This is a genomic window from Streptomyces sp. NBC_01261 (assembly GCF_036226385.1).
Lineage (GTDB): Bacteria > Actinomycetota > Actinomycetes > Streptomycetales > Streptomycetaceae > Streptomyces.
The window spans coordinates 9,511,307-9,523,437 of sequence record NZ_CP108463.1 but is presented as its reverse complement, the minus strand read 5'-3'; the positions used below and the strand labels follow the sequence as shown (position 1 = coordinate 9,523,437).

Annotated in this window: 13 protein-coding genes; 7 read left to right on the top strand and 6 right to left on the bottom strand. The window is 70.9% G+C overall.

Annotation, left to right across the window (positions count from 1 at the left end; genetic code table 11):
* Window positions 1-7 precede the first annotated feature (7 nt).
* From OG226_RS42310 to OG226_RS42300, 3 genes are all read left to right on the top strand, one after another.
* Window positions 8-391 carry an ABC transporter permease gene (locus OG226_RS42310; RefSeq protein ID WP_329353678.1) on the top strand — a complete coding sequence of 128 codons (384 nt, stop codon included), beginning with the start codon at window positions 8-10 and terminating at the stop codon, window positions 389-391.
* Window positions 392-497: 106 nt separating this feature from the next.
* Window positions 498-857 (top strand): DUF779 domain-containing protein, encoded by a 360-nt coding sequence (locus OG226_RS42305; protein ID WP_328684819.1) that lies wholly within the window; start codon window positions 498-500, stop codon window positions 855-857.
* Window positions 858-1,019: 162 nt separating this feature from the next.
* On the top strand, window positions 1,020-2,171 hold the full coding sequence (locus OG226_RS42300) for a phosphodiester glycosidase family protein (protein ID WP_328686582.1): 1,152 nt from the start codon (window positions 1,020-1,022) through the stop codon (window positions 2,169-2,171).
* A gap of 26 nt (window positions 2,172-2,197) precedes the next feature.
* Here the strand turns inward: OG226_RS42300 and OG226_RS42295 are convergent, their stop codons facing one another.
* The 6 genes from OG226_RS42295 to OG226_RS42270 form a co-directional block, all read right to left on the bottom strand.
* Window positions 2,198-2,392: a hypothetical protein gene (locus OG226_RS42295; protein WP_328684818.1), complete on the bottom strand. Its 195-nt coding sequence runs from the start codon at window positions 2,390-2,392 to the stop codon at window positions 2,198-2,200.
* A gap of 140 nt (window positions 2,393-2,532) precedes the next feature.
* The gene (locus tag OG226_RS42290) at window positions 2,533-3,396 is read right to left on the bottom strand and encodes a phosphatidylinositol-specific phospholipase C/glycerophosphodiester phosphodiesterase family protein (protein ID WP_328684817.1); all 864 of its coding nucleotides are present in this window, start codon (window positions 3,394-3,396) and stop codon (window positions 2,533-2,535) included.
* Between the two features lie 179 nt (window positions 3,397-3,575).
* Window positions 3,576-4,649: an acyl-CoA dehydrogenase family protein gene (locus tag OG226_RS42285; RefSeq protein ID WP_329352046.1), complete on the bottom strand. Its 1,074-nt coding sequence runs from the start codon at window positions 4,647-4,649 to the stop codon at window positions 3,576-3,578.
* Window positions 4,646-5,854 (bottom strand): acyl-CoA dehydrogenase family protein, encoded by a 1,209-nt coding sequence (locus OG226_RS42280; protein WP_328684815.1) that lies wholly within the window; start codon window positions 5,852-5,854, stop codon window positions 4,646-4,648. The genes OG226_RS42285 and OG226_RS42280 overlap by 4 nt, the downstream gene beginning before the upstream one ends.
* Entirely contained in the window at window positions 5,851-6,828 is a 978-nt protein-coding gene (locus OG226_RS42275; protein ID WP_328684814.1) for an NADPH:quinone oxidoreductase family protein, read from the bottom strand. Before OG226_RS42275 ends, OG226_RS42280 begins: the two co-directional genes overlap by 4 nt.
* Before the next feature lie 191 nt (window positions 6,829-7,019).
* Complete coding sequence (locus OG226_RS42270; RefSeq protein ID WP_328684813.1) at window positions 7,020-7,601, bottom strand: helix-turn-helix domain-containing protein; 582 nt, start codon at window positions 7,599-7,601, stop codon at window positions 7,020-7,022.
* Between the two features lie 46 nt (window positions 7,602-7,647).
* On the opposite strand from OG226_RS42270, the gene OG226_RS42265 reads away from it, so the two are divergent.
* From OG226_RS42265 to OG226_RS42250, 4 genes are all read left to right on the top strand, one after another.
* On the top strand, window positions 7,648-8,622 hold the full coding sequence (locus tag OG226_RS42265) for an NAD(P)/FAD-dependent oxidoreductase (protein ID WP_328684812.1): 975 nt from the start codon (window positions 7,648-7,650) through the stop codon (window positions 8,620-8,622).
* 29 nt (window positions 8,623-8,651) lie between these two features.
* Window positions 8,652-10,190 (top strand): ATP-dependent DNA ligase, encoded by a 1,539-nt coding sequence (locus tag OG226_RS42260; RefSeq protein ID WP_328684811.1) that lies wholly within the window; start codon window positions 8,652-8,654, stop codon window positions 10,188-10,190.
* A complete protein-coding gene (locus tag OG226_RS42255) occupies window positions 10,187-10,663 on the top strand; it encodes an NUDIX domain-containing protein (RefSeq protein WP_328684810.1) in 477 nt (158 codons plus the stop codon). Before OG226_RS42260 ends, OG226_RS42255 begins: the two co-directional genes overlap by 4 nt.
* A gap of 74 nt (window positions 10,664-10,737) precedes the next feature.
* Entirely contained in the window at window positions 10,738-12,123 is a 1,386-nt protein-coding gene (locus OG226_RS42250) for an NADP-dependent succinic semialdehyde dehydrogenase (protein ID WP_329352045.1), read from the top strand.
* The last annotated feature ends 8 nt before the right edge of the window (window positions 12,124-12,131 follow it).

The following is a 12,131-nucleotide window of genomic DNA, read 5'->3' as shown; positions in this document are numbered from 1 at the left end:
CACCCTGATGCTGGTGTGCGTCGCCGGGCTCGGTGTGCTGGGCGTGGTCGTCCTCGACACCCATGAGCGCGTCCACGACCTCGGCATCCACAAGGCGCTCGGCATGACACCCCGGCAGACCGTCACGATGGTCGTCAGCTCGGTCGTGCCGCCCGGACTGGCCGGCGGCGCCCTCGGTGTGCCCCTGGGCCCGGCCGTGCACGGCGCGGTGATCCCCGCGATGGGCCACGCGGCGGGCCTACGACTGCCCCGCTCCGTCATCGATGCCTACGACGCCCAGGGCCTGGTCCTGCTCGGGCTCGCCGGTGTCGCCGTCGCCGTACTCGGCTCCCTGCCGCCGGCCGGCTGGGCGGCACGCATCCGCACGACGACCGCGCTCCGCGCCGAGTAGAGCCCAACAAATGCGCCACGAGGGCACGCAACCCTCTCGCAACCTTGCCTGTGATGGGCTGGGTCACCCGCACCCCACCCCCACCCGGCTCCCTGGGACGGCTGACATGGACGACAACACCCCGCGTGTCGAACTCACCCCCGCCGCAGCCGACCTGCTGCGCCAACTCCACGCACAGCACGGCCCGTTGATGTTCCACCAGTCCGGCGGCTGCTGCGACGGCAGTGCGCCCATGTGCTTCCCGGAGGGCGAGTTCCGCACCGGTGGTTCGGACGTGCTGCTCGCCGAGCTGGTGGTCGAGGGCGTGCCGGAGCCCGTGACGTTCTGGATCTCGCGCAGCCAGAACGAGGTCTGGAGCCATACGCGGCTGATCGTGGACGTCGTAGCAGGGCGCGGCAGCGGTTTCTCGTTGGAAGCACCCGAGGGGGTGCGTTTTCTCACTCGTTCCCGTGTAGTCGGCGCCTAGCAGCCCCGCCGGTCATCGCCATCTGCTGCACTTCCCCTGAGACTTGAGAGAGTTGACGAGACATCAGGGGAGCCTGTGACGCACCGTCAAAAACGTTTGAGAGCGGGCAGATTCGTACTCGCACAGCTCACGGCACTCGGCGCGTTGGCCGGTGCGGCCCTGGTGGGGGCGGCACCGGCCAACGCGGTGCCGGGCACCACGCAGCTCGCGCCGGGTGTCACCTACCGGCAGTTCGACATCACGGCGGCCAAGGGTGTGACCCACGCCCATGTGGTCGTCGTGGACCTGCGCAACGCCCATGTGCGCGTCAACCTGCTGTACCCGGGCGCGGTGGCGGCCCGGGAGCCCGTCTCCCGGCTGGCCGACTCGGCGGGTGCCGTCGCGGGCGTCAACGGCGACTTCTTCAACATCTCCGAGACCCAGCACCCGGGCGTCGAGGCCACCGGCTCCACCGACGGACCGGCGATCGCGAGTGGCATCGCGCTGAAGGCCGCGGTGCCGGACGGCCAGCGCTTCGGGCCCGAGCTGCCGCCCGGCACTGGCACCCGGAACGTGCTCGGTGTGGGGGTCGACCGGGTGGCCCGGCTGGACAGCCTCGCCCTCAGCGGGTCGGTCCACACCCCGCACGGGCGGCTGACGCTCGGCGGCTTCAATCAGTACGCGCTGCCGGAGAACTCCATCGGTGCGTACACCACACAGTGGGGCAGCGCCTCCCGGGTGCGTGCCACATGTGGCACGGACACGAACCGGGCCGGAGCCTGTAGTGCCGACACCTATGAGGTGACCGTCAGCGGGGGTCGCGTCGTGTCGGCGTCCAACACGCCCGGCAAGGGTGTCATCGCCGCGGGCACCACCGTTCTCGTCGGCCGTGAGGCGGGTGCGCAGCGACTGCGGAAGCTGGACACCGGCGAGCGGGTCCAGGTGAAGCACCGTCTCGTGGCGTCGAGGTCCGGAGTTCCGTACCGCTTCGCCCTCGGCGGCTACCCCGTCCTGCGCAACGGCCGGCCGCTGGCCGGTCTCGACAACACGAGCTCGGCCGTCCGCACCGCCGTGGGGATCGCGAACCACGGCCACCGTCTGCTGCTGTTCGCGACGGACGGCGCGGTCGCCTACCGCAGCGGCCTCACGATCGCCGAAGTCGCCACCCGGATGCGGGAGTTGGGCTCGGTCGACGCCTTCAGCCTGGACGGCGGCGGCTCGACGACCCTGGTCGCCCGCGCACCCGGCGCGAGCGCCGTCACGGTACGGAACCACCCCAGCGGCAGCGCCGAACGTCCCGTACCGAACGGTGTCGGAGTCTTCTCGACCAGCTGATCAGCCGACCGATCGACCGGCTGATCTCACGGATGCAGGCCGCTCACCAGATCCGCGGTGGCCGTCAGGCCGCTGTGGATCGTGGGCGCCATGCTGGTGCTCGCCATGAAGAATCCGAGCAGTGCGCAGACCAGCGCGTGGGAGAGCTTCAGCCCGCCGCCGCGCATGAAGATCACCGCAAGGATCAGGAGCAGCAGCACCACAGAGATGGAAATCGCCATCGTCACCCTCCTCCGCCACGCCGCCATGTCTGTTTCACGGCGTTCGGCCGCAAGTGTGGCGTAGCGGAGGGTTCGTCCAGGCTACTGACGTGTCCCCCGAACGTGTGGTGTCAGCACGTGTGCCGTCACCACATGTGGTGTCACACCGTGCGGCGCGCGTCCAGGAACGCTTCCAGCCCGGCCAGGTCGTCGGTGTTGAGGAAGTCCACACCGGCGGCGAACAGTTCGTCCCACAGTGCGTCACGGGCCGGGCCCGCCACGTCCGGAGTATTCCAGAACCGCACGGTCTGCTCGTGGGCGTGAGCCTGCGCGACGATCGAGCGCAGCTTCCGTCGCTCGGCGTCGGGGAACGTGCCGGTGCCGAGCCAGGTGAAGTTGGCCTGCCAGTCGTCGCTGATGAGCGAGATGAAGGAGGCGGGCGCCGGGCTGCCGAGGTCGGCGAGCCGACCGTCGTAGAAGGCACGTCGTACGGTCTGTGCCTCCATGGGGATTCGGGCCGCGCGGTCGCCGGAGATGACGTTGGTGACGGCGCCCGGGTGGACGCGTCCGTGGGCGCAGGTCGTGAACAGGTGCTTGTAGCGCTGGAGATGGCGGTCGAGTTCGAGGTACGTGGAGGAGCCCTCGGTCTTGATGTCGATCAGGAGTTGCAGCGGATGGCGCCAACCCCGGTACACCGAGCCGTGGTTGGCCTTCACGAGGGCGGCGAGCGGATCGAGGTAGAGGGATTCGAGCGTGCGGCTCGGATCGAGTTCGGACGCGGAGTGACCGATGAGGAGCTGGTCGCCGACGAGGAAGATGTCGGCCTCGACGCTGCCGAACCGGTGGTCGAGGGCGTCGAAGAGCGGACGCGGGTGCTCGTAGTCGTTGTGGGCGTGGGCACGCCACAACGGCCGCTTCCGGTGGCCTTGTTCGCCGGCGAAGGCACTGCCGGCGGGCGGGGCGAGGACTGCCGCGAGGGTGACGCCGAGTCCGGTGAGGGCTCTGCGACGGGTGATGAGGGCCATGGTGTTCCTCCCTGTGGGGCGGGTTCGAACCACAGGGAGTATGAGGCGGTGAGCACTCCAAGGAACCTGTACATGCCAGGAGTTGGCCGGACCGCCCTCGTTCGTTCACTCCTTCGGCGGGGGCGCACGGGAAAGCCCGCCCCAGGTGGGACGGGCTTTCCCGAAGGGACGACCGGCGGTCAGGGAGCCCGCAGATCGACCAGTTCCGCCAGCGCCTCGCGATGGGCGCCCGCCGTGCCGTAGGCGATCGAGTCGGCCTTGGCCCGCTTCAGGTAGAGGTGGGCCGGGTGCTCCCACGTCATGCCGATGCCGCCGTGCAACTGGACGGCCTCCTCGGCCGCGTGGACGGCGACGGACGCCGCGTAGGCCTGCGCGACGGCGACCGCCACGTCGGTGTCGTCACCGGTCGTGAGGGCGTCGGCCGCGTTGCGCGCGGCGGCCCGCAGGCTGACGACCTCCAGCCACAACTGCGCCAGCCGATGCTTCAGCGCCTGGAACCCGCCGACGGGCCGGTTGAACTGCTTGCGCTCCTTCAGATACCGGACCGTCTCCGTCAACGTCCAGTCGGCGAGCCCGAGTTGCTCGGACGCGAGCAGCCCGGCCCCGGCCCGCAGAGCACGCCGTACGGCGGGTTCGGCGTCCCCGATCCGACGCCCCGCGGCCCCGTCGAACACCACACGCGCCAACGGCCGCGTCAGGTCCAGGGACACCTGCGGTACGACGGTCACGGCGGCGGCGTCGACGGCGTACAGCCCGCCGTCCGCACCTGGCACCAGCAGCACATCGGCGGCGGCCGCATCCGCGATGCCGGTCAACTCCCCGTGCAGGGAGCCGTTCTCCTGCCGTACGGCCTTGTGGGCGCCGCCCGGTGCGACGCTCAGGGAGACGGCGAGCACGCCGATCCTCCGCCCGGAGGCCAGCTCGGCGAGCAGGTCGTCCGCATCGCACGCGAGGAGTGCCTCGGTGGCGACGACCGCGCTCGTGAGGTACGGGACGGGGGCGACCGCGCGGCCCAACTCCTCCAGGACGACGGCGACTTCGCGGTGCGTGGCACCCTGGCCGCCCCGCTCCTCGGGCACCAGGAGGCCGGCGAGGCCCATGCCGTCGGCGAGGGACTTCCAGAGGGACAGGTCGTGCGGGGTGTCCGACTCGGTGCGCACGATGACGCTCGCCGCGTCGCAGTGGTCGGTGAGCAAATCCCGGACGGCGGCGCGCAGCGCCTCTTCCTCCTCCGAGTAGAGAAGATCTGTCATCGGGAGAGGTCCTTCCACGCGACGTTCTTGTCGGTGCGCGGCTCGGCCGGGAGGCCAAGGACGCGCTCGGCGACGATGTTCAGCAGGACCTCGCTGGTCCCGCCCTCGATGCTGTTGCCCTTGGAGCGGAGGTAGCGGTAGCCGGCGTCGCGGCCGGTGAAGTCCACCAGTTCCGGGCGCCGCATGGTCCAGTCGTCGTACAACAGGCCCTCTTCACCGCGGAGTTCGACCTCCAGGCCGCTGATCTCCTGGTTGAGGCGCGCGAAGGCGAGCTTCATGCCGGAGCCCTCGTGGCCGGGCTGGCCCGCGACGAGCTGCTGGCGCAGCCGCTCGCCGGAGAGCCGGGCGACCTCGGCCTCGACCCAGAGCTTGAGGAGGCGCTGGTGGAGGTCGTGCGTGCGCAACTCCGGGCGTTCGCGCCAGGTTTGGCTGATCGGGCCGATCATGCCGCCCTCGCGCGGGACGCGCATGCCGCCGATGGAGACGCGCTCGTTCATCAGCGTGGTCTGCGCGACCCGCCAGCCGTCGCCGATCTCGCCGAGGCGATGGGCGTCGGGGATGCGGACATCGGTGAGGAAGACCTCGTTGAACTCGGCCTCGCCGGTGATCTGGCGCAGCGGCCTGACCTCGACGCCGGGGTCGGTCATGTCGCAGATGAAGTAGGTGATGCCGGCGTGCTTGGGCACGTCCGGGTCGGTGCGCGCGATGAGGATCGCCCAGCGGGCGAGGTGGGCGCTGGACGTCCACACCTTCTGCCCGTTGACGACCCACTCTCCCCCACTCTCACGCACCGCGCGCGTGCCGAGCGCGGCCAGGTCGGACCCGGCACCGGGCTCGCTGAAGAGCTGGCACCAGACCTCCTCGCCGACCCAGAGCGGCCTGAGGAAGCGCTGCTTCTGCTCCTCGGTGCCGAAGCGGAGGACGGTCGGGGCAGCCATGCCGAGGCCGATACCGATCCGGCGCGGGTCGTTGTCGGGAGCGCCCGCGGCCTCCAACTCGGCGTCCACGACGGCCTGGAGAGAACGCGGGGCACCCAGCCCGCCGAGCCCCTCGGGGTAGTGCACCCACGCGAGCCCGGCGTCGAAACGGGCCTTGAGGAAGTCGAGCCGGCCGGTCTCCAGCGGCGGGTGCGCGGCCAGCAACTCCTCGGTACGGCGACGCAGTTCGGCCGCGACCGAGGCCGCTCCCGTGGTCTCTTCGCTCATACGGCGGCTCCGTTCTCCAACGACGGTACGACGACGACCCGGCCGGTGGTGACACCGTCGCCGACCCGCTGCACGGCTGCGGCCGCACCGGCCAGCGGGACGCGCTCGCTCACCAGCGGCTTGATGGCGCCGCGCGCGGCCAGGTCGGTCAGCCGCTCGTGGCAGTCGAGGATCAGCTTCGGGTTCTTGATGGCGTACAGGCCCCAATGCAGGCCCAGGATCGAGTAGTTCTTCACCAGCGCGTGGTTGAGGCCGGGGCTCGGGATCGTGCCGCTCGCGAAACCCACGACGACGATCCGGCCCTCGAAGGCGACGACCTTCGTGGACTGCGTGTAGGCGTCGCCGCCGACCGGGTCGAAGATCACGTCGGCACCGCGTCCGCCGGTGGCCTCCTTGACGGCCGCGACGACGTCCTGCGTACGCCGGTCGATCACGACGTCGCAGCCCAACTCCCTTGCCGCGACGGCCTTTTCGGCACCGCCGACGACACCGATGACAGTGGCACCGGCTGCCTTCCCGAGCTGTACGGCCGCGCTGCCGACCCCGCCGGCGGCGGCGTGCACGAGCAGGGTCTCGCCCGCCTCCAGGTGGGCGCGCTGGTGGAGGGCGAACCAGCCCGTCTGGTAGCCGATGTGGAGTGCGGCGGCCTCGGCGTCGTCCAGGGACTCGGGGGCGGGCAGCAGCGCGGCGGCGTCCGCGACCGCGTACTCGGCGAAACCGCCGTACGGCAGCGCGGGGTTGGCGATCACGCGGCGGCCGTCCTCGGTCTCGCCGCAGATCTCGACGCCGGGGGTGAACGGGAGCGGGGGCTTGACCTGGTAGTGGCCTCGGCACATCAGGACGTCCGGGAAGTTGATGTTCGCGGCGCGCACCTTCAGCAGGACCTGGCTCGCACCGGGGGTCGGCTGCCGCACCTCCTCCAGGCGCATCGCCTCGCTCGGCTCGCCGTTCTGGTGCACTTGCCATGCCTGCATGCGGGGCCTCCACGGGACTGCTCTGACTGACCGGGGTCGATTGCATACTAAGCGGTCGCTTGCCGATCAGGGAACCGTCGGGTTCGTCACGGGCCGGTGGGTGCGGGTCGTTCTTTGGCCGCGGCCGAGCGGGGGCTGGTCGCGCAGTTCTCCGCGCCCCTGAAAAAGGGCGCTCCAGGGGGCCGCGATGTTCACTGGCCGCGCTTTGGTCTTGCCCTTACGTGCATCCGCTCCCCCTGCGGGCCGAACAGGCTCAGGAACTCCGCGGGGCCCTCTCCCGTCGACCCGAACCAGTGCGGCACCCGCGTGTCGAACTCGACGGCCTCCCCCGTCGCGAGCACCACGTCGTGTTCGGCGAGTACTAGCCGGAGCCGGCCGGCCATCACGTACAGCCACTCGTAGCCCTCGTGCGTGCGCAGGTCGGGTTCCTCCTTCCGCTGCGGGACCAGCACCTTGAATGCCTGGAGTCCGCCCGGCTGACGGGTGAGCGGCCAGTAGGTGCGGCCGTGCCGCTGGATCGGCTCGGCCCGGACCCGGGGATCGCTCACCGGCGGTGTCCCCACCAGTTCGTCCAACGGCACCTGATGGGCCCGGGCGATCGGCAGCAGCAGTTCCAGGCTGGGCTTGCGGAGGCCGGACTCCAGGCGGGACAGCGTGCTCACCGAGATGCCGGTCGTCTCCGAGAGCCCGGCGAGGGTCGCGCCCCGCTCCTTCCGGATCCGCCGCAGTCGCGGGCCGACCTCCGCCAGAACCTCGTCCGTGTCGTCGTCCATGACCGATATTGCAGTTTCGGCAAACACGTTTGTCAATACGGCAGCGATGGGGCGACCTTCGGGGGTGGAGGTGGTCACCGTGACCGAGACACGTACCGGAACCTACGAAGTGGTCGTCATCGGCGGCGGAGCGGCGGGGCTCTCCGCCGCGCTGGTCCTCGGCCGGTCCCGGCGCCGCACACTGGTCGTCGACGCCGGCGAGCCGCGCAACACGCCCGCCGCGCACATGCAGGGCTACCTGTCCCGGGACGGCATGTCACCCGCCGAGTTCCTCGCCCTGGGCCGCGAGGAGATCGCGCGCTACGGCGTCGACCTGGTCCGGGACCGCGCGGTGGACGTCACGAAGGGCGAGGACTTCGCCGTGGCGCTGGCCGGTGGAAAGACCGTGCACGCGCGGCGGATCGTCGTCGCCACCGGTCTCAAGGACGAGCTGCCCGCCGTCCCCGGAGTCGCCGAGCGCTTCGGGCGGGATGTGATCCACTGCCCGTACTGCCACGGCTGGGAGGTCCGTGACCAGGCCTTCGGTGTGCTCGCGACGACGGCGATGAGTGTGCACCAGGCGCTGATCGTGTCGCAGTGGTCCAAGGACGTGACCCTGTTCCTGCACACGGTCGCCGAGTCCGAGCTGGCGGACGACGACCTGCGCAGGCTGGCCGCGGCCGGAGTGGCGGTAGTCCCCGGCGAGGTCGCGGAACTGACCGTCGAGGACGACCGGCTCACCGGCGTCCGCCTCGCGGACGGCACCACGCACCCCCGCGAGGCCGTGTTCGTGGCCCCTCGGGCCGTCCCGCAGACCGGGCTCCTGGAGAAGCTGGGCGCCGAGCTGCAGGAGACCCCGTTCGGCGCGTACCCCGTGGTCGATCCGACGGGGCTGACGACCGTGCCCGGGGTGTGGGCCGTGGGCAACGCGATGGGCTTCGGGGAGCAGGTCGTGAACGCGGCCTCCGCCGGGTACCGGGCGGGCGCCACGATCAACGGCGAGCTGCTCATGAGCGATCTCGACGCGGCCGTCCGGGTGTAGACCGGCCGGCTCCGTTGCACGATGGCTGCATGCTGCTGACCCGGCTCGCGCATGTGTCCCAGGAGGTCGCCGCCACCTCGGCGCGGTCCCGGAAGATCGCCCTGCTCGCGGAGCTCTTCCGGGACGCGGCGCCGGACGACGTCCCGATCGTCATCCCCTATCTGGCGGGCCGGCTGCCACAGGGGCGGCTCGGCATCGGCTGGAAGGTGCTGAGTCGGCAAGTCGAACCGGCCTCGGAACCCACTCTCACCGTGCGCGAGGTGGACGCCCGGCTCACCGACCTCGGCAAGGTTTCGGGCGCCGGTTCGCAGACCGAACGCGCCCGTCTGGTGGGCGAGTTGATGGGTGCGGCCACCGCCGACGAACAGCGCTTCCTGTTCGGCCTGATCACCGGTGAGGTCCGGCAGGGTGCCCTGGACGCGGTCGCCGTGGAGGGGCTGGCCGAGGCAACTGGCGCGCCCGCGACGGACGTTCGGCGGGCCGTGATGCTGGCCGGTTCGCTCCAGACGGTGGCCGAGGCCCTGCTCGCGGACGGGCCCACCTCCCTCGACCGCTTCCGACTGACCGTGGGGCGCCCGGTCCTGCCGATGCTCGCGCACAGCGCCGCCTCCGTGGCGGAAGCGGTGGAGAAGCTCGGCGGTTGCGCGGTCGAGGAGAAGCTCGACGGCATCCGCGTCCAGGTCCACCGCGACGGCGAGGTCGTACGGCTCTACACCCGCACCCTCGACGACATCACCGACCGCCTGCCCGAACTCACCGCCGCCGCGCTGGAGTTGAGAGGCGAGCGGTTCATCCTGGACGGTGAGGTCATCTCCTTCGACGCGGACGGGCGACCGCGTTCCTTCCAGGAGACGGCGGGCCGGGTCGGCTCCCGGGTGGACGTGGCCACGGCCGCCGAGACGGTCCCCGTCTCCCCCGTGTTCTTCGACGTACTGTCCGTCGACGGCCGCGATCTGCTGGACCTGCCGTTCGCCGAACGGCACGCGGAACTCGCCCGGTTGGTGCCCGAACCGATGCGCGTCCGCCGGGCTCTCGTGTCCGGCCCCGAGGACGTCCCGGCAGCCGAGGCCTTTCTCGCCGAGACCTTGAAGCGCGGCCACGAGGGGGTCGTAGTCAAAGGTCTCGACGCTCCCTACAACGCGGGCCGCAGAGGCGCCTCTTGGCTGAAGGTGAAGCCCGTCCACACCCTGGACCTGGTCGTCCTGGCGGCCGAGTGGGGGCACGGCCGCCGCACCGGCAAACTCTCCAACCTCCATCTGGGCGCCCGGAGTTCGGACGGTTCCTTCGCGATGCTCGGCAAGACCTTCAAGGGGATGACCGACGCCGTGCTGGCCTGGCAGACCGAGCGTCTCCAGGAGCTGGCCGTGGAGAGCGACGGCCACGTGGTGACCGTACGGCCCGAACTCGTCGTGGAAATCGCGTATGACGGACTACAGAAGTCGACCCGCTATCCGGCCGGTGTCACGCTGCGCTTCGCGCGGGTCGTGCGGTATCGGGAGGACAAGCGGGCGGAGGAGGCGGATTCGGTGGAGACGTTGTTGGCGGCACATCCGGAGGTGAAGCCGTGAGTGGGGACGCGAGGGGGAAGCGGAGTGCCGGGCTGTTGCTGTTCCGGCACACCGAACGTGGGCTGGAGGTGTTGCTCGGCCATATGGGTGGCCCGCTCTTCGCCCGCCGGGACGCGGGGGCGTGGAGTGTGCCGAAGGGCGAGTACGAGCCCGACGAGACCGCCTGGGACGCGGCCCGGCGTGAGTTCCAGGAGGAGCTGGGGCTCGCGCCGCCCGAGGGTGAGGCGATCGAGCTGGGCGAGGTGCGGCAGCGCAACGGGAAGGTCGTCACCGCGTGGGCGATCGAGGCGGATCTGGACCCGGCGGCCATGGTTCCCGGCACCTTCCGGATGGAGTGGCCGCCGAAGTCCGGGCAGGTCCAGGAGTTCCCGGAGCTGGACCGGGTGGAGTGGCTGAGCCTCGAACGGGCGCGGGAGGTCGTCGTCACCGCGCAGGCCACGTTTCTCGACCGGCTGACGGAGCACTCGGGCTGAAGGACCGTGTACGCGTTGCGGTCACCCGTGCCACGCGGGAAGGTCGAAGCACAGCCCGCTCCAGGAGGTCAGGCATGCCCATCGCGACGGTCAACCCGGCGAACGGCGAGACGCTCAAGACGTACGAGGCCATGGGTGCCGAGGAGATCGAGCGCCGGCTGCAGCTCGCGGAGGCCACGTTCCGCACGTACCGGACGTCCGCCTTCGCCGAGCGCGCCCGGCTCATGCACCGGGCCGCCGACCTGCTCGACGAGGACCAGCGGGACATCGGCCGGATCATGACCACGGAGATGGGCAAGCCGGTCGGGCAGGCCCGCGCGGAGGCGGCCAAGTGCGCGAAGTCGATGCGCTGGTACGCCGACCATGCCGAGGAACTCCTCGCCGACGAACAGCCCGCCGCGGCCGACGTCAAGGACTCCGGCGGTTCACGGGCCCTGGTGCGCTACCGGCCGCTGGGCCCGGTCCTCGCGGTGATGCCGTGGAACTTCCCGCTGTGGCAGGTGATCCGCTTCGCCGCGCCCGCGCTGATGGCGGGCAACGTCGGTCTGCTCAAGCACGCGTCGAACGTTCCGCAGACCGCCCTCTACCTGGAGGACCTGTTCCAGCGCGCGGGCTTCCCGGAGGGTGCCTTCCAGACCCTGCTGGTCGGTTCCGGCGCGATCGAGGAGATCCTGCGCGACGAGCGGGTCAAGGCCGCCACCCTCACCGGCAGCGAACCCGCCGGGCGCGCGGTCGCGTCCGTCGCCGGGGACATGGTCAAGAAGACGGTGCTGGAACTGGGCGGCAGCGACCCGTACGTCGTCATGCCGTCCGCCGACATCGAGCGGGCCGCGCGGATCGCGGTGACCGCGCGGGTGCAGAACAACGGGCAGTCGTGCATCGCCGCGAAGCGGTTCATCGTGCACGCGGATGTCTTCGACGCGTTCGCCGAACGGTTCGTGGCCGGGATGAAGGCGCTCACGGTCGGTGATCCGCTGGAGGAGGAGACCGAGGTCGGACCGGTCGCGAGCGAGCAGGGCCGCAGTGATCTGGAGGAACTCGTCGACGACGCGGTGGAGAGCGGGGCGACCGTGCTGTGCGGGGGTGAGCGGCCGGACGGGCCCGGCTGGTTCTACCCGCCGACCGTCCTCACCGACATCACCCGCGAGATGCGTATCCACCGCGAGGAGACGTTCGGACCCGTCGCCACGCTGTACCGGGTCGCCGACCTGGACGAGGCCGTCCTCCTCGCCAACGACACGCCGTTCGGGCTGAGTTCCAACGTGTGGACGCGGGACGCGGCCGAGGTCGAGCGGTTCGTACGGGACCTGGAGGCGGGCGGGGTGTTCTTCAACGGGATGACCGCGTCGCATCCGGCGTTCCCGTTCGGCGGGGTGAAGCGGTCCGGGTACGGGCGGGAGCTGTCGGGGCACGGAATCCGCGAGTTCTGCAACATCACCACGGTATGGCACGGAGCGTGAGCGTTCCG